The 21,379-nt window shown below is 71.9% G+C and carries 21 protein-coding genes; 6 read left to right on the forward strand and 15 right to left on the reverse strand.

The genetic code is table 11. The features are described 5' to 3' along the window. Positions 1-272: 272 nt before the first annotated feature. Positions 273-917 (reverse strand): sulfite oxidase-like oxidoreductase, encoded by a 645-nt coding sequence (locus tag ABD466_RS18625; protein WP_344658455.1) that lies wholly within the window; start codon positions 915-917, stop codon positions 273-275. 135 nt (positions 918-1,052) lie between these two features. On the opposite strand from ABD466_RS18625, the gene ABD466_RS18630 reads away from it, so the two are divergent. From ABD466_RS18630 to ABD466_RS18640, 3 genes are all read left to right on the forward strand, one after another. Beyond that, positions 1,053-1,346, forward strand: coding sequence for a (2Fe-2S)-binding protein (locus ABD466_RS18630; protein WP_344658349.1), 294 nt, complete (start codon positions 1,053-1,055; stop codon positions 1,344-1,346). Between the two features lie 88 nt (positions 1,347-1,434). Beyond that, complete coding sequence (gene bfr / locus ABD466_RS18635) at positions 1,435-1,914, forward strand: bacterioferritin (RefSeq protein WP_344658350.1); 480 nt, start codon at positions 1,435-1,437, stop codon at positions 1,912-1,914. Between the two features lie 56 nt (positions 1,915-1,970). After that, positions 1,971-2,762 carry a class I SAM-dependent methyltransferase gene (locus ABD466_RS18640; RefSeq protein ID WP_344658351.1) on the forward strand — a complete coding sequence of 264 codons (792 nt, stop codon included), beginning with the start codon at positions 1,971-1,973 and terminating at the stop codon, positions 2,760-2,762. Position 2,763: 1 nt separating this feature from the next. On the opposite strand, the gene ABD466_RS18645 is transcribed toward ABD466_RS18640, so the two are convergent. The 4 genes from ABD466_RS18645 to ABD466_RS18660 all read right to left on the reverse strand — a co-directional run bounded on the left by ABD466_RS18645 (position 2,764) and on the right by ABD466_RS18660 (position 7,001). Then, entirely contained in the window at positions 2,764-3,516 is a 753-nt protein-coding gene (locus ABD466_RS18645) for an SAM-dependent methyltransferase (protein WP_344658352.1), read from the reverse strand. A gap of 131 nt (positions 3,517-3,647) precedes the next feature. After that, complete coding sequence (locus tag ABD466_RS18650) at positions 3,648-4,382, reverse strand: hypothetical protein (protein WP_344658353.1); 735 nt, start codon at positions 4,380-4,382, stop codon at positions 3,648-3,650. Between the two features lie 61 nt (positions 4,383-4,443). After that, positions 4,444-5,487, reverse strand: a complete 1,044-nt coding sequence (locus tag ABD466_RS18655; protein ID WP_344658354.1) for a threonine aldolase family protein — start codon at positions 5,485-5,487, stop codon at positions 4,444-4,446. A gap of 152 nt (positions 5,488-5,639) precedes the next feature. Further along, the gene (locus tag ABD466_RS18660; RefSeq protein WP_344658355.1) at positions 5,640-7,001 is read right to left on the reverse strand and encodes a class II 3-deoxy-7-phosphoheptulonate synthase; all 1,362 of its coding nucleotides are present in this window, start codon (positions 6,999-7,001) and stop codon (positions 5,640-5,642) included. Between the two features lie 130 nt (positions 7,002-7,131). On the opposite strand from ABD466_RS18660, the gene ABD466_RS18665 reads away from it, so the two are divergent. Next, positions 7,132-9,246, forward strand: coding sequence for an MMPL family transporter (locus tag ABD466_RS18665; protein ID WP_344658356.1), 2,115 nt, complete (start codon positions 7,132-7,134; stop codon positions 9,244-9,246). On the opposite strand, the gene ABD466_RS18670 is transcribed toward ABD466_RS18665, so the two are convergent. From ABD466_RS18670 to ABD466_RS18690, 5 genes are all read right to left on the reverse strand, one after another. Beyond that, positions 9,247-9,921 carry a response regulator gene (locus tag ABD466_RS18670; protein WP_344658357.1) on the reverse strand — a complete coding sequence of 225 codons (675 nt, stop codon included), beginning with the start codon at positions 9,919-9,921 and terminating at the stop codon, positions 9,247-9,249. Beyond that, on the reverse strand, positions 9,918-11,162 hold the full coding sequence (locus ABD466_RS18675; protein WP_344658358.1) for a sensor histidine kinase: 1,245 nt from the start codon (positions 11,160-11,162) through the stop codon (positions 9,918-9,920). The genes ABD466_RS18670 and ABD466_RS18675 overlap by 4 nt, the downstream gene beginning before the upstream one ends. A gap of 14 nt (positions 11,163-11,176) precedes the next feature. Next, positions 11,177-11,761: a hypothetical protein gene (locus tag ABD466_RS18680; RefSeq protein ID WP_344658359.1), complete on the reverse strand. Its 585-nt coding sequence runs from the start codon at positions 11,759-11,761 to the stop codon at positions 11,177-11,179. A gap of 64 nt (positions 11,762-11,825) precedes the next feature. Further along, positions 11,826-12,839, reverse strand: coding sequence for an SMP-30/gluconolactonase/LRE family protein (locus ABD466_RS18685; RefSeq protein ID WP_344658360.1), 1,014 nt, complete (start codon positions 12,837-12,839; stop codon positions 11,826-11,828). Positions 12,840-12,906: 67 nt separating this feature from the next. Further along, positions 12,907-13,932: a 6-phosphofructokinase gene (locus ABD466_RS18690; protein WP_344658361.1), complete on the reverse strand. Its 1,026-nt coding sequence runs from the start codon at positions 13,930-13,932 to the stop codon at positions 12,907-12,909. Between the two features lie 252 nt (positions 13,933-14,184). Between ABD466_RS18690 and ABD466_RS18695 the strand changes: the two genes are divergently transcribed. Beyond that, positions 14,185-15,408, forward strand: a complete 1,224-nt coding sequence (locus ABD466_RS18695) for an alpha/beta hydrolase family protein (protein ID WP_344658362.1) — start codon at positions 14,185-14,187, stop codon at positions 15,406-15,408. 851 nt (positions 15,409-16,259) lie between these two features. Here ABD466_RS18695 and ABD466_RS18700 read toward each other — a convergent pair. The 5 genes from ABD466_RS18700 to ABD466_RS18720 all read right to left on the reverse strand — a co-directional run bounded on the left by ABD466_RS18700 (position 16,260) and on the right by ABD466_RS18720 (position 20,460). Continuing rightward, positions 16,260-16,973, reverse strand: coding sequence for a maleylpyruvate isomerase family mycothiol-dependent enzyme (locus tag ABD466_RS18700; protein WP_344658363.1), 714 nt, complete (start codon positions 16,971-16,973; stop codon positions 16,260-16,262). Positions 16,974-16,984: 11 nt separating this feature from the next. Next, positions 16,985-17,443 (reverse strand): GNAT family N-acetyltransferase, encoded by a 459-nt coding sequence (locus ABD466_RS18705; RefSeq protein ID WP_344658364.1) that lies wholly within the window; start codon positions 17,441-17,443, stop codon positions 16,985-16,987. Continuing rightward, positions 17,440-18,096, reverse strand: coding sequence for a response regulator (locus tag ABD466_RS18710; RefSeq protein ID WP_344658456.1), 657 nt, complete (start codon positions 18,094-18,096; stop codon positions 17,440-17,442). Before ABD466_RS18710 ends, ABD466_RS18705 begins: the two co-directional genes overlap by 4 nt. 127 nt (positions 18,097-18,223) lie before the next feature. Further along, positions 18,224-19,654, reverse strand: a complete 1,431-nt coding sequence (macS, locus tag ABD466_RS18715; protein WP_344658365.1) for a MacS family sensor histidine kinase — start codon at positions 19,652-19,654, stop codon at positions 18,224-18,226. After that, a complete protein-coding gene (locus ABD466_RS18720; protein WP_344658366.1) occupies positions 19,651-20,460 on the reverse strand; it encodes a lysophospholipid acyltransferase family protein in 810 nt (269 codons plus the stop codon). Before ABD466_RS18720 ends, macS begins: the two co-directional genes overlap by 4 nt. Before the next feature lie 144 nt (positions 20,461-20,604). Between ABD466_RS18720 and ABD466_RS18725 the strand changes: the two genes are divergently transcribed. Further along, complete coding sequence (locus ABD466_RS18725) at positions 20,605-21,378, forward strand: alpha/beta hydrolase (protein ID WP_344658367.1); 774 nt, start codon at positions 20,605-20,607, stop codon at positions 21,376-21,378. The last annotated feature ends 1 nt before the right edge of the window (position 21,379 follow it).

Genomic DNA, 21,379 nt, shown 5'->3' on the forward strand with positions numbered 1-21,379 from the left:
CGAGTTGGAGGGCGGTGCCTTCGGACCGGCGGCGGGTGCGGGGCGGGGTGAGCAACGCGACACGCGCGCAGCGGGCGGGAAGGGCGGGAAGGGACAGCCGGCGGGATCACACGGGTCGCCCGGATCGGCGGGGTCGCCCGGATCGTCGGGGTCGCACGCCTCTGCGGGATCCGAACGCCGCCGCCGCGCGCTGAGCCGCTCCGGAACGCTGTGGCAGGCCGTATTGCGCCGGATCCACATGCGGTGATGATCCGGGCCCTACGGTCTCCGACCTACAGCGGCGGCCCGTCGCCCGGGTCTTCTTGGTAGGAGTACCGCTGTTCCCGCCACGGGTCGCCGATGTTGTGGTAGCCGCGCTCCTCCCAGAAGCCGCGGCGGTCCTCGGTGAGGTACTCGATGCCGCGCACCCACTTCGGGCCCTTCCAGGCGTACAGGTGCGGCACGATCAGGCGGAGCGGGAAGCCGTGATCGGGGGTGAGCGGCTCACCGTTGTGGTGGGTGGCGAACACCACGTTCTCGTGGAGCAGGTCCTCCAGGCGGAGGTTGGTGCTGTAGCCGTACTCGGCCCAGACGGTCACGTGGGCCACGTCCGGGGCCGGCGGGGCCAGGTCGAGGACGGTGCGGGCGGCGACGCCGCGCCAGGCGGCGTCCAGCATCGTGAACTTGGTGACGCAGTGGAAGTCGGCCACGACGTCGATCGCCGGCAGCGCCGAGAACTCGTCGTGGAACCAGACCGCCTCCTCGCCGTCGGCGGTGGCGCCGGTCACCCGGAAGTCCCAGCTGTCCGGCTTGAAGCGGGGCACGGGGCCGTAGTGCAGCACCGGCCACTCGCCGCGCTGCATGCGCTGACCGGGTGGAAGCCGGCCCGCCGTCTGCTCCTCGGCTTCGATGTCCACCCCTGATCCCGGCTGCCCCATGCGGTCCATGTTTCCAGATGTGGTGCACGGCACGTGCGCCGGGGACTTGGCAGTGCCGGATAAGTAGCTTAGGCTCGCCTAAGTCCCCAGTGATCAGGCCGGACGCGCCGATCGACGAGCCCCCGGAGCCACGCTTTGTACGCCTGCATATGCCACGCGGTGACCACCGCCGAGGTCGACGCCGCGGTCGCGCTGGGCGCCCAGACCGTCAAGCAGGTCCGCCAGGCCACCGGGGCGGGCGCGTCGTGCGGGACCTGCGTGAAGCGGCTGAGCTGCCTGCTGGCCGCCGCCCGGGTCGCGGACTCGGCGCCGGCGGAGGCCGTACCCGAGGCGGAGCGGCTGCCGGCGGTCCCCGCGGGGGACGTGCTCCCGTCCCAGGTCACCGTGCACGCTCCGGACTGCCCGGCCGCGCTCCCCGCCCTGGGCTGATCCGGCACGCCCCGCCGGCCCCCGTTCGGCGCAATCCGCCACGACGTCGTTACCGTCCGCGACCGCCACTCTGGCAGGATCTGGCGGCATGCAGGGTGACAAGGACATCATCGCGTTCCTGAACGAGCAGCTCACCGCCGAACTGACGGCCGTCAACCAGTACTGGCTGCACTACAAGCTGCAGGAGAACCGCGGCTGGAAGAAACTCGCGGAGTACACCCGCCACGAGTCCATGGACGAGATGAAGCACGCCGACAAGCTGGCCGAGCGCATCATCTTCCTTGAGGCCCTGCCGAACTTCCAGAAGCTCCTCCCCCTGGAGATCGGCCAGACCGTGACCGAGATGTTCCAGGCCGACATGAAGGTCGAACTCGCCGCCGTCGACCGTCTCCGCCGCGGCATCGTCCTCATGCGCGAGCGCAGCGACATCACCTCCGCGAACCTCTTCGAGGAGATCCTCGCCGACGAGGAACACCACATCGACTACCTGGAGACGCAGCTGGACCTGATCGGCCAGCTGGGCGAGCCGCTGTACATCGCGCAGCTGGTGGAGCAGCCGGAGTCGTAGCAGTAGCGAGCAGTAGCAGTAGCAGCCGGGACACGCTCGAACCGAGGACGCACCTGATGGCCGACTACGCCCTGCGGATCAGCGACGCCGAGGTCGCGCGCTACCTGCACATGGCCGAGGCCGCCGAGAGGGCCGAACGCGACCTGTGGATCGCCGCCGGCGCCGTACCCGGGGCCCGGATCGCCGACGTCGGGTGCGGTCCGGGCGCGGTCTCGGTGCGGCTCGCGGCTCTGGCCGCGCCCGGCGGCGGGGTCTGGGCCGTCGACCGCGACCCCGAGGCGCTGGCCGTGGCTCGGGCGCTCGCCGATCGGGCGGGCGCCGCCGTGACGGCCGGCCTCGGCGACGCCGACGCCACCGGGCTGCCCGCCGGGACGTTCGACCTCGTGATGCTCCGGCACGTCCTGGCTCACAACGGCGGCTCCGAGCAGGCGATCGTCGATCATCTCGGCTCCCTCGCCCGGCCCGGCGGCTCGGTCTTCCTCGCCGACGTCGACATCGCCATGACCCGCTTCCGCGGCCTCGACCCGGTGCTGACCGGGATGACGGAGCGCTACGAGGAGATGCACCGCCGCCGGGGCAACGATCTCCGGGTCGGCACCCGCCTGGACGAGCTGCTCATCGCGGCCGGGCTCGAGCTCGTCCACTTCCAGGGCCGCGTCGACGTCGTCACCCCGCCGCCCGGCATGCGCGGCCCCGCCTGGGCCGCCCGCGACGCCCTGGTCGCCGAGGGGCTGGCCACTCCCGAGGACATCGCCCGCTGGGACGAGGCGTTCCAGCGGGTCGACTCCAGCGTCAGGTTCTTCGGGGCCATGTTCACCGCGTACGCGCGTCGCCCGCAGGACTCCTGAACTACCCCGGCACCCCGAGCGTCAGGAACGCGTACGAGAACACCTGGTGCAGTCCCCGCAGCCAGATCCCCAGGTGCGCGTCCAGCTTCTCCCGGGTCTCGGGGGCGTCGGGGTGGCCGGGGTTGGCGAGCAGCCACTCCTCGGTGTCGGCCGCGTAACCCGACTCGAATTCCTCCCATTCGGCGCGGGTGGAGGTCTCGATCCGCAGCGGGCGCAGGCCGGCGGCGGTGGCGACTTCGACCAGGTCGGGCAGGTACAAGCACTCGTCGGCCGTCGTGCCCGGCCACATCGCGGCCAGTTCGGCCTCCGTGGGGGTGCGGTCCCAGATCTCGGCACCGAAAAGCAGGCGGCCGCCGGGGTTCACGAGCGTGCGCAGCTCGGCCAGGGCTTCGGGGATGGTGCCGAAGGCGTGGTACGCGCCGAGGCTCAGGACCACGTCCGCGGGTCGGGCGTGATCCCTGGCCGGGCCCTCGATGAAGGTGGCGCGGCCGGTCAGGCCGCGGTCGGCCGCGGCGGCCCGGGCACGGGCGATGTCGGGGCCGTGGATGTCGATGCCGGTGCCGTGAGCCTCGGGAACGGCCGCCAGGAGGCGGAGCAGGAGTTCGCCCCAGCCGCAGCCGTAGTCCACGACGGTCGCGGGTTCGCGGGCCGCGAGACCGGCGACCAGGCGGGAGGCGCGGGCAGGCGACATCGGGCCGTGGAAGTCGAGCGTGGAGCCGGTACCGAGCTTCGGGGGTGCACCAGAGGTAGTCATGGGCGTCAACGGATAGCAGCGCCCGCGTCCCCCAAGCGACTGGTTTTCAGCGGTCCAGGACACGCCGACGACGGCGTGCCGCCCGGCCGCGCGAAAGGCGGCCGGGCGGCACGTATCAAGATCCGAAGACCCTACTTCGACGCCTTCGCCCGGCTCGCGGGCTTCTTGTCGTCGTCATCGTCGTTCTTCACGTCGTCGACCTGGTCGGCCGGGACGAACTCGGCGGCCGGACCGGTGCCCGTCTTGTGGAAGCGCAGCGCCTCCCACAGCGGGCCGGGGATGACGTGGATCCCGTAGTGCGCGCGGTGGTGGTTCGCGCACAGCACTTCCAGGTTGCCGGGCGACTCGGCCCACTTCTGGAAGTCCTCGTCGGTCTCGAAGTGCAGCCCGAGCGCCTGCTCGATCTTCTTCTCGTCGACCTGGTTGATCTGCGAGAACTCCACGTGCGTGTGGTGCAGTTCGGGATCGCCCTCGCAGAGGTCGTCGTTGATGATGCACTTCCACATGCCCTGCCGCTTCAGGCGCGCCTTGGCCTGCTCGAACAGGTGGTAGTGCGGGTCGTCCTCCCGCGGCGCGTGCTCGGGCACGTGGGTGAGGATGTGCACCGTCATCATCTGGTCGTGCGCCAGCGTGTTGCCGGTCGCGGCCGACTTCGTGGGGTGCAGCGGGGAGCTGGTGCGCTTCGGTTCGTCGTCGTCGTGCGAGTGCGAGGCACGGGACTGCGAGGGCACCGTCTTCTTCGCGGCGGTCTTCTTCGCCGCCGGGCGGTGGTGCTCCGCCTCCTCTTCCTTCTTCGCCTCGGCAGCCCGGCGGTGCTTCTCCTCCGGGCCTATCTCCTCCTCGTCGGAACCGAACAGCTTGCTCATCCAGCCCATCGGGCTTCTCCCCACCTTGCTCGTTCAGACACCGGCCTAGCCGGGGCTGACCCTAGTCCCTCTCAGGGGATTGCATCAAGGCGGTGGAAACCACGTCGGCGGCGGTGTCACAGTCCTGCGCCGACACGTCCAGATGCGTCACGATCCGCAGCAGTTTCGGCCCGAACGGCGAGATCTTCACGCCCTCGGCGGCACAGGCCGCGGCCACGGCCGGGGCGTCGTCCACGTCGACGAGGACGATGTTGGTCTCCGGCTCGCGGACGGCGGCCCCGGCGGACCTCAACGCCGTTGCGATCCGGCGCGCGTTCTCATGGTCCTGCGAGAGCCGGCCGAGGTTGTTCGTGAGCCCGAACAGCGCGCCGGCGGCGAGGATCCCGGACTGCCGCATGGACCCGCCGAGCCGGCGGCGCAGCCCGCGCGCCTCCTCCGCCCGCCCGGGCGGCAGCAGCACCAGCGAGCCGGCCGGCGCACCCAGCCCCTTGGACATGCACACCGCCATGGTGTCCGCGACGGCACCGTACTCGGCGAGCGGGACGCCGGTCGCGACGTGCGCGTTCCAGATGCGGGCCCCGTCCAGGTGCAGACCGATGCCGAAACCGTCCGCCAGGGCCCTGATGGCCCGCAACACCTCGATCGGATACACGGCGCCGCCCCCGCGATTGTGCGTGTTCTCGACCTCCAGCGCGCGGGTACCAACCGTGTAGCGGTCGCCGACGCGTACCAGCGCCGCGAGCTCGGCCACGTCCATCAGCCCGCGCGTCGAGGGCAGGGTGCGGGTCTGGATGCCGGCGTGCGCGGCCAGCCCGCCGTTCTCGTGCGCGACGATGTGCGCGTCGGCGTCGCAGATGAGCTCCTCGCCGGGGCCCACCAGCATCCGGATCCCGATGTGGTTGGCCATGATGCCCGTGGGCGTGAACACCGCGTCCTCGAAGCCGAACAGGCCGGCGACGGTCTCCTCCAGGCGGCGGACCGTGGGGTCCTCGCCGTACTGGTCGTCGCCGACCTCGGCTTCCGCCATCGCCCTCCGCATTCCGGCGGAGGGCTTGGTGACGGTGTCGCTGCGCAGATCGATCGGGGAGTCCGGGTAGGTCGCCATGCTGGAGAAGATAGCGCTCCAGGTGCGGCGGTCCTGGGACGGGAGACCCCGGCGTGAAGTCATCACGCCGGGGTCGGAGTCGGAGCCGGGGTCTGAGTCGGAGCCGGGGTCTGAGCCGGAGCCGGAGCCGGGATCGGAAACAGAACCGCGGGTCAGCGGTTACGCAGCATCTCCGCGACCAAGAACGCCAGGTCCAGCGACTGGCTGCGGTTCAGCCGGGGGTCGCACAGCGTCTCGTACCGGTCGTGCAGGTCGCCGAAGGCGATCTCCTCGCCGCCGCCGACGCACTCGGTGACGTCCTCGCCGGTGAGCTCGACGTGGATGCCGCCGGGGTGCGAGCCGAGGCCGTGGTGCACCTCGAAGAAGCCCTTGACCTCGTCGAGCACGTCGTCGAAGCGGCGGGTCTTGTGGCCGGACGGCGCCTCGAAGGTGTTGCCGTGCATCGGGTCGCAGATCCACGCCACCTCGTGGCCCTCGCCGCGGACCTTCTCCACCAGGGCCGGCAGCTTCTCCCGGACCATGCCGGCGCCCATCCGCACGATGAACGACAGCCGGCCGGGCTCGCGCTCCGGGTCGAGGCGGGCCAGGTAGGCCAGGGCGTCGTCGGGCGTGGTCGAGGGGCCCAGCTTGATCCCGATCGGGTTCCGGATCCTGCTGAAGTACTCGACGTGGGCGCCGTCCAGGTCGCGGGTGCGCTCGCCGATCCAGACGTAGTGGCCGCTGGTGGCGTAGGGCTGGCCGGTGCGCGAGTCCACGCGGGTCAGCGCCGACTCGTACGGCAGGACCAGGCCCTCGTGCGCGGCGTAGAACTCGACGGTGCGGAACTCCTCGGGGTCGGTGCCGCACGCGCGCATGAACTGCAGGGCCCGGTCGATCTCCTTGGCCAGCAGCTCGTAGCGCTCGCCGGAGGGCGACCCGGCCACGAAGTCCTGGTTCCAGGCGTGCACCTGGCGCATGTCGGCGTATCCGCCGGTGGTGAACGCGCGCACCAGGTTCAGCGTGGAGGCGCTGGCCTGGTACATGCGCAGCAGCCGGCGCGGGTCCGGGATGCGGGCCTCGGGCGTGAAGTCGAAGCCGTTGACCGAATCGCCCCGGTAGGCCGGAAGGGTGACCCCGTCGCGCGTTTCGGTCGATTTGGACCGGGGCTTCGAGTACTGTCCGGCGATGCGCCCGACCTTCACCACCGGCACCGAGGCGGCGTAGGTGAGGACCACGGCCATCTGGAGCAGAGTCTTGAGTTTCGCGCGGATCGCGTCGGCGGTGACGCCCGCGAACGTCTCGGCGCAGTCGCCGCCGGTGAGCAGGAAGGCCTCGCCCCGGGCCACGGCCGCGATCCGCTCCTTGAGCAGATCCGCCTCTCCGGCGAAGACCAGCGGAGGATACGAGCGGAGCTCGGAGACCACGGCGGACAACGCGTCGGCGTCCGGCCACTCCGGCTGCTGGCCCGCGGGGAGCGCGGACCACGTGTCCTCGACGGATCCGGTCCCGGCCGGATTCCTGACAGCTTCGCTCATTGAGCCAGGGTACGCGAACCTTTGCGGCCTTCCGCGAACACGTCCAGAGCGTGGGACCGAGCCGTCCGAGCCGCAGGACCGCGGCGGGCGCCTGGCCCGCGTCCCGGCCGGACGCCGGACGAAGTGGCTGGTGCTGGCCGTGTGGCTGGTGCTCTTCCTGGTGTGCGCGGGGGCGTCGGGGCGCCTGGCGAAGGCGCGCCACGACGACACCTTGTCCTATTTGCCGCGCGACGCGCAGTCGACGCAGGCGTACCGGCTGGCGAAACTATACGGCGACGCCGACCTGATGCCCGCAGTTGTGGCGTTCGAGCAGGTCGGCGGGGGTGTGCTGACGGCGGTGCAGCGGGCGGCGGTGGAGGAGCGGGCCGGGCGGCTGGGCGCGGCGGAGGCGCCGGAACCGGTGCGCTTCGCGGCCGACGGGCGGGCGGCGCGGTTCGAGGTGGGATTCGACGGGAACGATCCGCACCTGGTCGCGGGGGTGAAGCGGCTGCGGGAGGCGGTGGTCGCGGCTGGGCCTCGGGGTGCTGCCGCGGCTGCCGCGGCTGCTGCGACCGGTGCGACTGGTGCGACTGCTGCTACTGCTCCGGACCGTGTCGGCACCGGCACTGGCACCCACGCCGGCGCGGACGCCGACGTGGCGGATCTCACCGATCTCGGCCTGGTCGCCCACGTCGGCGGACCGGCCGGCCGGTCCGCCGACTCCTACAGCGTCTTCGACACGATCGACGGCCCGCTGCTGTGGCTGGCACTCGGCGTGGTGATGGTGTTGTTGCTGGCGACCTACCGGTCGCCGGTGCTGTGGCTGGTGCCGCTGGTGGCGGCGGTCGCGGGACTCACGGTGGCGCAGGAGGCGGCGTTCCTGCTGGCACGCCATGCCGGACTGACCGTCAACGGCCTGAGTCAGAGCATCATGCTGGTGCTGGCGGTCGGGGCCGGGGTGGACTACGCGCTGCTGCTCGTCTCGCGCTACCGCGAGGAGCTGGGCCGGTTCCGCGACAAGCACGACGCGATGGCCGTGGCGTTGGGCAAGGCCGGACCGGCGATCGTGGCCAGCGCCGGAACCGTGGCGGTGAGTCTGCTGTGCCTGCTGCTCTCGGTGCTGAACTCGGATCGCGGGCTCGGTCCGGTGGCGGCGCTGGGCGTGCTCGGGGCGTTCGCGGCGATGGTGACGCTGCTGCCCTCGCTGCTCGTGGCACTCCCCCGCGCGATCTTCTGGCCGCAGATGCCGCACTTCTGCGGGGAGCCGGAGGCGAGGAAGTCGCTGTGGGGGACGGTCGCGCGCGCCGTAGCCGCGCGTCCGCGCGCCACGTGGATCGCGACGACGTTGCTGCTGGTCGCGATGGCGGCGGGTCTGACGGGACTGCGGTCGTCGGGGCTCAGCGCCGCCGGCCAGTTCCCGGCCAAGCCGGACTCGCTGCGCGCCCAGGACGTCCTCACGCGGCACTTCCCCACCGAACCCGGCGACGTCGCGGTGGTGATCGGGAAAGCCGCCGCCGCGCCCGCGATGGAGGACGTCCTCGCCGGGCACTTCGGCGGCAGCGTGGCCGCCCCTCGCATCGTCGGCCGGTACGCCCGCTTCGACCTCCCGCTCCCCGGCGCGCCGGAGGATCCGGCCTCGCAGCATGCTGTCGAACGCCTCCGCGCCGCGCTGGCCGCGGTCCCCGGCGCCGGTGCCCGCGTCGGCGGGCTGGCCGCCGTCGGCCTCGACATCGCCGACGCCTCGCGCCACGACCGCGACGCCGTCATCCCGGCGGTGCTCGGCGTCGTGCTGCTGGTCCTGGTCGGGCTGCTGCGATCGCTGCTCGCGCCGCTGCTGCTGGTGGCGACGGTGGTCCTGTCGTTCGGGGCGGCCCTCGGCGCGAGCTGGCTGGTGTTCCGGTACGGCTTCGGGTTCCGCGGGACCGACGTCGGCTATCCGCTGTTCGCGTTCGTGTTCCTGGTGGCGCTGGGCATCGACTACAACATCTTCCTGGTGACGCGGATCCAGGAGGAGGCGCGACGCCTCGGCACCCGGGAGGGCACGGTGCGCGGCCTGACCGTCACCGGCGGCGTCATCACGTCGGCGGGCGTCGTGCTGGCCGCGACGTTCGCCGTGCTGGCCACGCTGCCGCTGGTCGCGCTGGTCGAGATCGGCTTCACGGTGGCGTTCGGGGTGCTGCTCGACACGCTCGTGGTCCGGTCGGTCCTCGTGCCCGCTCTGGCTCTGGACCTCGGCGAACGGATCTGGTGGCCGGGCGGTGCGTGATCAGTCCAGCCATCCCGGCCGCGCCAGCCCCGACTCGTACGCCAGCACCACCAGCTGCGCCCGGTCCCGCACGCCGAGCTTGACCATGCTCCGGCTGACGTGCGTCTTGGCCGTGAGCGGGCTGAGCACCAGCCGGTCGGCGATCTCCTCGTTGCTCAGCCCGGCCGCCACCAGCGCCAGCACCTCGCGTTCGCGGTCGGTCAGGGCCTTGATCTGCTCGGCGGCCGGGTTCGGGCCGGTGCGCTTGCTGCGCACCGCGAACTCCTCGATCAGGCGGCGGGTCACGCTCGGCGCCAGCAGCGCCTCCCCGGCGGCCACCGCGCGCAGGCCGCGCAGCAGGTCCGCGGGCTCGGTGTCCTTCAGCAGGAAGCCGCTGGCGCCGGCCCGGATCGCCTCGAAGACGTACTCGTCGAGCTCGAAGGTGGTGAGGATGAGGATCCGCACGCCGGACAACCGCTCGTCGGCGGTGATCCGGCGGGTGGCCTCCAGGCCGTCGGTGCCGGGCATGCGGATGTCCATCAGGATCACGTCCGGCTTCAGCTCGGCGGCCAGCCGGCAGGCCTGGTCGCCGTCGGTGGCCTCGCCGGCCACCTCGATGCCGTCCTGGACCTCCAGGAGCGCGCGGAAGCCGGCCCGCACCAGCGCCTGGTCGTCGGCCAGCAGGACCCTGATCATGACGTCTCCTCGGGATAGGGGATGAACGCGTCGACCCGGAACCCGGCGCCCGGCACCGGGCGGGCGGTGAGCGAGCCGCCCAGCGCCGCGGCCCGCTCCCGCATGCCGGGCAGGCCGTTGCCGGTGCCGTGGCCGGTGCCGTCGGCGCCGACGCCCACGCCGAGCGGGGCGCCGCGGCCGTCGTCGGTGATCCGCAGCCGCAGGCCGGCCGCGCTCTCGACGAGGATCCAGGCCCGGGCCGCCCCGGCGTGCCGGACCACGTTGGTCAGCGACTCCTGCACGATCCGGTACCCGGCCTGGCTGACCGCGAGCGGCGCGGCCTCCAGGTCGCCGACGACGCTCAGCGCCACCCTCAGCCCGGCCGCCTCGGCCATCTCCACCAGGTGCCCCAGCCGCCCCAGGTCCGGTGCCGGGTCGCGCGGAGCGGCCCGGTCGCCGCGCAGCACGGTCAGCACCGAGCGCACCTCGCCCAGCGCCGAGCGGCTGGCGTCCTTGATCGCCGACAGCGCGATCCGGGCCTGCTCCGGGCGCCGGTCCATGACCTCCAGCGCCACGTTGGCCTGCACCGCGATCAGCGAGATCGAGTGCGCGAGCACGTCATGCAGCTCCCGGGCGATCTCCAGCCGCTCCTCGCTGGCCTGCCGCCGGGCCTCCTGCTCCCGGGCCCGCACCTCCTGCTCCCGCGCCCGGGCCGACTCCAGCGCGCGCTGACGCAGCACCCGGAACAGTTCGGCGAGGATCAGCAGCGCCAGCAACCAGCCGATGGTGGACAGCACGTCGATGGCGCTGGTGCGGGTCTGGCCCTTCTGGGAATGCGTGGGCACCCACAGCATCCCGATCGCGAACAGCACCGAGCCCGTCCACACCTCGCGCCGGTAGCCGGCGCCGCCGATGAGCACCACCGCGAACAGGGCGTTGAGGTAGATCGGGCCGTAGGCGTAGCCCATGAGCAGGTAGACGAGAGTGCTGGACAGGGACACGAAAAGGGTGGTCCGCGGCGCGCGCCACCGATGGTGCAGCGCGATCGGCCCCGCGGCGACGAGGACCCACGCGAACCAGTCCAGCGGCCGGATCCCGACGTTGTTGTCGCCGTGCCAGTTCCCGCCGCTGTAGGCGCCGATCGTCCCGGCGACGTCGAAGAGCAGCAGCGCCAGCGGCACCGCGACCGTGGAGCGCTCCATCCACAGCCAAGCCGTCCACGGCAGGGAGGACCGCGTGGACGGCGTCGGCTGATCGGTCATGGCTGAACGCTAGATCAGATCACGGCCCGGGGGCATCCGTCCGGCGGAGGCTGTGCCGCGGCAGCGGGTACTCCGGCGGGAGTAGTCGATCTCTCCAGCGCTCTTTCCAGCGCTCCTTCCAGCGCTCTTTCCAGCGCGGTGGTGTGCCGCCACACCGGGATCAGGGGCAGCACGCCGAACACGCCGAACGACATGTCGACCACCGACCACCAGAACGGGATCCCGCGGATCGGGCCGCAGATGAGGGCCAGCGGGATGACTCCGGCACAGGCGATCATCCCGAACTGGATCACCCACTTGTTGCGCACCGGGTCCCGCCACGGTCCGTAGAAGGCGACGGCGATGGTGAGGTGGCCGAAGGCGAGCCAGTCGGTGCCGTAGGCGAGGAAGGGGTAGGCGGCGTTCGTCTGCTTCAGGGCCTCGTGGCAGCGATCGATCCAGCCGGTGAGGCCGGAGGGCGCCGGGAGGTGGTGCAGCCAGGTGCTGAGCCAGCCGGTCTCGGTCTCCAGCGGGAAAGCGGTGACTCCGCTGAGGACGAGACCGGTGACGAAGAGGGCCAGCCAGAGGCGGATGCGGTGGAGCCGTTGGTCACTGTCCACGGGGAGACGGTAGGACACAGTCCGTACTCCCCGACGCGGAGGCGGAAGGATGATCACACGTTCTTCACGCCTCGGTGTCGAGCTCCACCACGGCGATGGCACGCTCGGTGAGGCTCCCCAGATAGAGCGTGTTGCCACGGCGGCGGACGCAGGTCACCATCCGGTAGTCGACATCCCAGCCGCGCAGCTCACGCACGACGGTGCCGCTGTCGTCGACGGCGACCATCCACGAGAGGTCCTTCTCTCCGGGCTGGAGCTTCTCGGGCGTGGCCCACACAGCGTGACGCAGGCGCGGGTTCCGGGGCAGGAGCCAGTCCAGCAGGGGGTCACGCGGATTCGGCAGTGCCACCCAGATCAGGCCCCGGGCGTCGTGGGTGAGGTTGTCGGGGAACCCGGCGAGCGGCGCGCCGAAGGGCGTTTTGGCCCCGGCGCCGGGGCCGTTCAGCGCGACCCTGGTCAGACAGTAGCCGCCGGTCTCGGCCACGATGGCCGCGGCACCGTCGTCGTCGTCGACCAGCACCAGACCGTTGGCGAAGGCGAAGCCGTCGGCCACCGTCTCGACGACTCCGTCACGCAGCCGCAGCAGGCGCCCGGTCGAGGAGTGCTCCAGCAGGTCGCCACGGTACTCGTCGAGGTTGTAACGCCGCGAGGACTGGGTGAAGTAGACGACGTCGTCGGCCCCCACCGCGACATTGCTGCAGAAGATCAGCGGCTCGTCGTCGACCTTCGCCGCGAGGACCGCGACCGTCCCCTTCGCGAGCTGCACCTCCAACAGCCCGCGCAGCGCGTCGCACACCAGCAGGCGGTCGTTCCCGTGCAGCTCCATCCCCAGCGGCCGCCCACCCGTGTTGGTGACCGTCCGCACCTCCCCCTCGGGCGTGACCCGCACGATCCGGCCGTCGGCCAACCCCGTGAAGAGCGTCCCCCACGCATCGACCGCGATGTGCTCCGGCCCGGCCCCCGGCAGCTCGATCCGCCGCAGCTCGGGCAGCGTCCGCACGTCACCGCGGGGACGGACCGGCTGGGGGTTCGCGGGCGGGGTCCAGCGGACCGCGGACATCTTCGTGCGCTGAGCCATGGCCGACCCCCTCGTCCCACGGACCGGAGACGGATCCGGTCCGTGGGTGGGGAGAGTAGTCCTCGGCTCAGCCGAAGAAAACCTTCGCCTCCTCGTACATCGCCATCGGCACCGTCTTCAGCGTCGCCGTGGCGTCGGCCAGCGGCACGCGGATGATGTCCGTGCCGCGGAGGGCGACCATCTTGCCCCAGTCCTGGTCGTGGACGGCGTCGATGGCGTGCAGGCCGAAGCGGGTGGCGAGCCAGCGGTCGAAGGGCGAGGGGGTGCCGCCGCGCTGGGTGTGACCCAGGACGGTGGTGCGGGCCTCCTTCTTCGTGCGGCGCTCGATCTCGGCGGCGAGGCGCTCCCCGATGCCGCCGAGGCGGACGTGGCCGAAGGCGTCGAGTTCGCCGGTCTGCACCTCCATCTGGCCGTCCTTGGGGTGCGCCCCTTCGGCGACGACGACGATGGGGGCGTAGCCGCGGTCGAAGCGGGACTCGATCCAGCCGCAGACCTCCTCGATGTCGAAGGTCACCTCGGGGATGAGGATCACGTTGGCGCCGCCGGCCAGACCGGAGTGCAGGGCGATCCAGCCCGCGTGACGGCCCATGACCTCGACGATGAGGGCGCGGGAGTGGGACTCGGCGGTGGTGTGGAGACGGTCGATGGCCTCGGTGGCGACATGGACCGCGGTGTCGAAGCCGAAGGTGTAGTCGGTGGCGTTCAGGTCGTTGTCGATGGTCTTCGGCACACCCACCACCCGCACCCCGTGGCCGCCCAGCGCGGTCGCCACGCCGAGGGTGTCCTCGCCGCCGATCGCGATCAGCGCGTCCACGCCTTCGGCCGCCAGGTTCTCCTTGATCCGCTCGATGCCGCCCTCGACCTTCAGCGGGTTGGTCCGGGACGACCCCAGGATGGTGCCGCCACGCGGCAGGATCCCGCGCACCGCCGCCACGTCCAGCGGTTTGGTCATCCGCTCCAACGGCCCCTTCCAGCCGTCCCGGAAGCCCACGAACTCGAAACCGTAGTACTGCACGCCTTTACGGACCGCGGCGCGGATCACCGCGTTCAGGCCCGGGCAGTCGCCGCCGCCGGTCAGCACTCCGATACGCATGGCCACACTCCTGATGTTCGCATGTGATCTCCGTCACCTCACGGACTCCGATCACCGTAACGGCTACGAGGCGGTAACCAGAAGACGCCGATCACCAGACGAGACACGGCGATCACATCAGGTGATCTTCAAACGCCCCTGGTCAGCACCCGTGTTGTCACCGCCGGGCGTAATCCCCGGGGTGCATGCCGGGACGCGCATTGCCATCAGCAGCCTGATGTGCGGCCCGGGCCCGCGTGAAAGCGTCCGATCATGACCACTTCACCTTCACCGTATCCCCGTCCGACCCGGCGCCGCGTCCTCGGCGGCGCCGTGGCCCTCGGCGCGACCGTCCCGGTCGTCGGCGTGGCGACGCGTGCGTCAGCGGCGGCGGCGTCGGCATCAATGGCGTCAGCGACATCAGTGGCATCAGCGAAGCTCACCCTCCCCGCCCCCACCGGCCCATACCGCGTCGGCGTCGTCGACCTGCGCATCGTCGACAAGTCCCGCCCCGACCCGGTGGCCGGCCCCGGCCACTTCCGCGAGCTGATGACGAGCGTCTGGTACCCGGCCCGCGAGACGGCGCGGTACCAGCTCGCGCCGTGGATGCCTCCCGCTTCCTGGGGCCCTTATGTCACCGACCAGGGCTTCGACCCCGGCGTCTTCCAACCGCCGCTGACCTCCGGCCACACCGGCGCGCCGGTCCTGCGCACGGAGCGCCGCCTGCCCGTGGTCGTGTACTCGCACGGCGCCCACAGCCACCGCTCCGACAACACCGTCGTGGCGCAGGAGCTCGCGAGCCACGGCTACGCCGTCGTCACCATCGACCACACCTACGACGCCTGGGTCGCGTTCCCGGACGGCCGAGTCCTCTCACCGTCCTTCACGGTCCCGATGACCCCGAAGGACTTCGCGGCCGACGCCCGCTCGGTCCTGGACGCCATCGAGGACCTGGCGGCCGGCCGCAACCCGGACGCCGACGGCCGACAGCTCCCCGACGGCCTCGCCCACGCCCTCGACCCACGCCGCATCGGCATGTTCGGCTGGTCCAAGGGCGGCACCGCCACCGCCTACACCATGCTCACCGACGACCGGGTCCGCGCCGGCCTGAGCTTCGACGGCCCGATGGCCCCGCAGATCACGACCGACCTGAACAGGCCGTTCATGGACATGACCGCGGTCTTCACCCGCGCGGACGACCCGGACGTCGCCCTGTTCTGGTCGCACCTGAAGGGCTGGCGGCTCAACGTCCAGGCCGACGGCGCCGCCCACTCGTGCTACAGCGACGCCGAGTCGCTGATCCCGCAGGTCGCGAGGATCCTCGGCATGAGTCAGCAGGACGTGGAGAGCTACGTCGGGACGCTCGACCCGGCCGAGGGGGTGCACATGCAGCAGGCGTATCCGCGTGCTTTCTTCGATCTGCATCTGCGCGGGCGCCGCAGCCATCTGCTGGACGGACCGTCGCCGGCGTTCCCGGACGTGAAGTTCCTGCCCTGACACAGCGCCGCCGCGGTATCCCGATCCGGGGGTGCGGGACCGCAGCGAGGATGTGTGCGGCGCAGCCACAGTGTGGCCGGTGTTCGGTTCGGGTTCCCTCGGTCGCGGCGGCAGGCTTGTCCAAACACGCCGGGCCGGGGGTGTCAAGGAGGGGCGTTTCCGCAGGTTGCGGACCTGCTGCAAGGTTCCCTCCTTGACACCTCCGGATCGGTGTGTTTCCGCTTGCGGTGACGACGCGGGCGAGGGGGCACGGACCGTGGCGACCAGAAGTATCCGCAACGGCCGTTGCCAAAAGCGACCCACAGCGCGAAGCCGGGCTGGTTCCCGAGGGAAGCGGGTCGGGCCCGCCACGGTTTGGTACCTCATGTTCCCACCCACACGTGCCGGCCCCACGGCACCTTTGTTCAGTGGCTGCGGTAGAGCCTGGCGAAGCCTTCGCGAGGTGTCGAAGGCCTCGACGAGAAAGTCAAACCCATGGCGGCGGGCCCGACCCGCTTCCCTCGGGAACCCGGCGGCTCAGCGCTGTGGGCCGGGTTTTCGACCGGGCGGCGGTTTGTTGTCGGGTCGCCACGGTCCGTGCCCCCTCGCCCGCGTCGTCACCGCAAGCGGAAACACACCGGTCCGGAGGTGTCAAGGAGGGAACCTTGCAGCAGGTCCGCAACCTGCGGAAACGCCCCTCCTTGACACCCCCGGCCCGGCGTGTTTGGACAAGCCTGCCGCCGCGACCGAGGGAACCCGAACCGACACCGGCCACACTGTGGCTGCGCCGCACACATCCACGCCCCGGTCAGGCTGCTGACGAAACAACGGCACGGACCGCCCTCGCACTGAGGGATCCCGCTGCTGCCGGATCAGGGCACGAGCGGCGCCGCCAGCAACCGCTCCCCCACAGCCCGATCACCGCTCCACACCAGCGCCGGATCATCCGCCCCGAGCCGGTTCCACAACCGCAGCGCCAGGTCCGACGCCGTGCCCGCGAGCTCCGCGACCGGCGTGCCGGGGCCGTACGTCCAGGTCAGCCCGAGGTCGACGGCCCGCACCCGGAACGCCGCCGTCGGTTCCGTCGCGATCCCCCGCTGGACCATCCGGGGTGCGAACAGCTCGAACACCTCGCTCACCGCGTCGGCGGCCAGGTCCGGGGCGAACGGTTCCGCCTCGCCCAGCGCGTGTTCGGCGTCCCAGCGGTGCATGCGCGTCTCGTGCGCGCGCCGTCGCTGCCAGAAGCCGACGGTGCGGGGCATCAGGCTGCTGAAGGTCCACGCCTCGGTCTCCGGGTGCACGTCCAGCACGGACAGGATCTCTCCGGCCGTGCTCTGGAACCAGGTGTGCAGCGACGCCGGATCGTGCGGGGCGGTCCGCTCCTGGTCGTTGCGGCCGTGCCCCGCGCGCACCGCGGTGGTGACCCACAGGTTGCCGTTGCCGAGGTGGTCAGTCAGCTCGTACAGGTTCCACGGCGCGCAGGTGGGCACCGGGCGCTTCAGGTCCTCCGGCGTCAGGCCGTCGAGGAGTGCGGCGTAGGCGTCCAGTTCGGAGCGCAGCAGGGCGAGGAAGTTCAGTTCAGCCACGGGGCAGAAAGTTACCCGTCGAGCCGCTTGAACAGGTGGACGTCCTCCGCGCCGCCGGGGATCCCCAGCGTGCGGCCGGTCTCGACGTAGCCGTGCCGCTGGTAGAACCCCGGTGCCTGGAACGTGAACGAGGACACCGCGACACGGTCGCAGCCGCGGCGGCGCGCCTCCTGCTCGGCGGCGAGCAGGATCTTCGAGCCCCAGCCGTCCGCGCGAGCGTCGGGCCGCACCCACAGCATGCTGATCCCGCACAGTCCGGCCCAGGTCCACGCGGTCAATCCGCCGATGATCTCACCGGCGTCGTCCACGACCTTCACCGAGAACCGGTCCTGGTCCTCCTTGGTGGTGCCGGTCGCGGCGAAGTTGTACTCATCCAGGCCGGCGTCGAGCACGGCGGCCAGTTCCGGGTCGGCGCCGCCGGTGGTCAGCCGAGCCGCCGGGTCGTTCAAAGCCGGGTCGTCCGGGGTCATTCCTCGTCGTCCTCGTCCAGCCCCTGGGCGATCGCGTAGCGTACGAGCTCGACGCGGTTGTGCAACTGGAGCTTGTTCAGTGTGTTCTGGACATGGTTCTGCACCGTCCGGTGCGACAGCACCAGCCGGTCGGCGATCTGCTTGTAGGACAAGCCCTTGGCCACCAGGCGCAGCACCTCGGTCTCGCGCTCCGTGAGCCGGGGTGTGTCGGCGGCGGTTCCGGCGCCGGTCCCCGGCGGCAGCATCGCCAGCTTCCGGAACTCCCCGAGCACCAGTCCGGCCAGGCCCGGCGTGAACACCGGGTCGCCGATCGCGATCCGCTCCACGGCGGCCAGCAGTTCCTCACGGCTGGCCGACTTCACCAGGTAGCCGATGGCGCCGGCCTTCACCGCCTGCAGCACGTCGTGCTGCTCGCCGGAGGCCGAGAGCACCAGCACCTTGACGTCCGGGTCGGCGGCCACCAGCCGGGCCGTCACCTCCGCCCCGGACAGCCGCGGCATCTGCATGTCCAGCACGACGACCTGCGGGCGCGCGGCCGTGCCGCGCCGCACCGCCTCCTCGCCGTCCCCCGCCGTGGCCACCACGTCGTACCCGGCCTCGGCGAGGTCGCGGGCCACCGCGTCCCGCCACATGGGGTGGTCGTCGGCGACCATGACCCGGACCTGAGTGTTCACGGGACTCGACTCTACAAAGCCGCGCCCACTCACCGCACGCCCCGTTCCGGCCGGTGGTCGGCGCGCGGCCGGTCCGGTGCGCCCCGCGCACGGCGCGCGCGCCGGCTCATCGCAGGGCCTTGCGCAGCGCGGACACCGAGGACGCCCCGGTCCGCGGCGGCGGCACCCGCGGCACCCGCATCTCGATCTCAGCGCCCTGGCCTGGGACGGAGACCACGTCGACGCGGCCGCCGACGTCGCGCAGCCGGCTCTCGATGGAGTGTGCGACGCCGAGGCGCCCGGCGCGGCGGGCCTCCTCCAGGCGGCCCTCGGGGATGCCGGGGCCGTCGTCCCGGACGGTGACCACGACGCCGTCGACGTCGTCCTCGACCAGGATCCAGGCGCGCGCCCCGAGACCGTCGGTGCCGGGGCCGCCGTGCACCCGGACGTTGTCCAGGGCGGCCGCCACCGCCGCGGCCACCTCCCGGGCCACCGGGCCGGGCAGCGTCACCGGCTCACCGGGGCCGGACAGCGTCACCCGCGGCCCGGCCAGCCGGCCCAGCAGCGCCGACAGGTCCAGGTCCACCGGGTCGCCGCCGCCGTCCTCCACCTCGTGCCAGGAGTTGACCAGCGAGCGCAGCGCGCGCTCCTGCTCCCCGGCCATCCGGCCCAGGTCCGCCCCGGCGCCGCCGATCTCCGCCCCGCGCCGCTGGACCAGCGCCAGGACCTGCAGCACGCCGTCGTGGATGTCGCGGGCCAGGCGCTGCCGCTCGCGGGTGGCGGCCTCCAGGCGCTGGGCCCGGACCAGGGTCAGCTCGGCGTTGCGGCCGAGCTCGGTGACGTAGCCGATGGCGGTGCCGAGCAGGCCCATCAGCACGATGTTGTGGAACGCGTCCTGGGTCAGCGCGCCGCGCTCGGCGAGGTCGGCGGTGCCGATGAAGGCGGCGCCGGCCAGGCCGCCGCGCCAGCCCAGGGTGATCGCCGCGGCGATCACCGGGGCCGCGGACCAGACCGTGGGCAGGGTCATCGCGCCCTGGTGCACGCGCTCGGGAGTGTCGACCAGGACGGTGCTGAGCACACTGGCCGCCCCGACCGCGAGGTCGGTGACGATGAAGGCCAGCAGCGCCCGGCGGGTCGTGGAGGTGCGGTGGTAGACGATGGTCGTCCACGCGGTCCAGGCGCCCATGCTGAGCAGGATCGCGACCGCCGCACCTATGTGGGCGTAGCGGCCGTAGGAGGCGGCGAAGCGGGCTACGGCGTAGCCCAGGGCGAGGGCGCGGAAAGCGCCGAGGGCGCGCCACAGAGCGGTGTCGACGGCGCCACGCTGCTGGGGCTGGGGCGGCGGCTGCGGCAGGGGCTCCAGCTGCGGCAGGGGCTGGACCTGCGGCTGCGGCAGAGGCTCCGGCTGAGGCTGCGGCTGCGGCTGCGGCTGCGGCTGCGGCTGCGGCTGCGGCTGCGCAGCCTGGAGCTGCGGCTGAGTCCTGCGCTGAGGCGGCCGCGACGCTGACGCCACCCCCTGCGCCCCCTGCTCCCCCGCCGGACCCCCCGATCCGCTCATTTCCGCTGAGCGTCCTCGTCGGACTCCTGCTGCCGCTTCTCCTCGATCTCGGCGCGGCGCTCCTCGGCGGCGGTGCGCTTGGCCTCGGCCCGCTGCGCGGCGCGCTCGGCGGCCTTCTCGGCGGCGATGAGCTTCTTGGCGTCGGTGGCGTACATGTCGACGTACTCCTGGCCGGACAGGTCCATGAGCGCGTACATGATCTCGTCGGTGATGGAGCGCAGGATGTAGCGGTCGTCGGCGGCGCCGGGGACCTCGCGGTAGCGGGAGAAGTCCAGCGGCTCGCCGAACTTCACGCCGACCCGCTTGATCTTCGGCACCACCTGGCCGGACGGCTGGATCTCGAAGGTGCCGACCATGGCGCACGGGACCACCGGCACGCCGGACTCCAGGGCGATCCGCGCGATGCCGGTGCGGCCCTTGTACAGCCGGCCGTCGGCCGAACGGGTGCCCTCCGGGTACAGCCCCAGCGCCTTGCCCTCGTTCAGTATGCGCAGCGCGGTCTTCAGCGCCGGGTCGGCGGCCTGGCCGCTGGAGCGGTCGATCGGCACCGAGCGCACCCCGCGGAAGAAGGCCGCGGTCAGCCGTCCCTTGATCCCCTTGCCGGTGAAGTAGTCGGACTTCGCCAGGAAGTAGACCGGCCGGGGCACCATCAGCGGCATGAAGAAGGAGTCGGAGAACGACAGGTGGTTGCTGGCCAGGATGACCGGGCCCTCGGCCGGGATGTGCTCCAGACCCTTGGCCCAGGGCCGGAACAGCACCCGCAGCAGCGGTCCGAGGAACACGACCTTGAGCAAGCCGTAGAACAACCGTCTGCCTCTCGGTGAGTGGGACGTGGGCGCACGGTGACTTCATTCCGTCAACGCACGGCGTTACCTTTGGGTTTCCGTAGCGAACCCTACTGCTTGCGGCGTCGCTGTACTCCCCCCGCCCGCCGTGGAACGATGGTGACCATGACCGCGCCCGTGCTCCCCGGTGCCGAACCCTTCGCCCACGACGCGTCCGCGGCCGAGCCCCGCGTCGGCGTGCTGCTCTGCCACGGTTTCACCGGCTCCCCGCAGTCGCTGCGGCCCTGGGCCGACCACCTGGCGGCGGCCGGTTTCGGCGTCCGGCTGCCCCGGCTGCCCGGCCACGGCACGGACTGGCGCGACATGCAGGTGACCACCTGGGACGACTGGTACGCCGAGGTGGACCGGGCGTTCCACGAGCTCAAGGCCGCCTACGACCGGGTGTTCGTGATGGGCCTGTCGATGGGCGGCACGCTCACCCTGCGGCTGGCCGAGCGGCACGGCGCCGAGATCGCCGGGATCGTGCTGGTCAACCCCTCGGTGAAGCCGGACAAGGCGTCGATCAGACTGCTGCCGGTGCTCAAGCACCTGGTGCCCAGCGTGGCGGGGATCGGGAACGCGATCAACAAGGAGGGCGTCAGCGAACTGGCGTACGACCGGGTGCCGCTCAAGGCCCTGGACTCCTTCGCCGGCGGCTGGCGCACGGTGCAGGCCGACCTGCCCAAGGTCACGCAGCCGACGCTGCTGTACCGCTCGGTCACCGACCCGGTGGTGCACCCGTCGAACAGCGCCCTGATCCTGGCCCGGATCTCGTCCACGGACGTGGCCGAGCACGTCCTGGAGAAGAGTTCGCACGTGGCGACGCTCGATCACGACGCGGAGCGGATCTACGAGGGGTCCGTGGAATTCATCCGCCGGGTCGCCGGGTTGGGGAATTGAC

It is taken from the genome of Catenulispora subtropica, from assembly GCF_039531675.1.
GTDB classification, from domain to species: Bacteria; Actinomycetota; Actinomycetes; order Streptomycetales; family Catenulisporaceae; genus Catenulispora; species Catenulispora subtropica.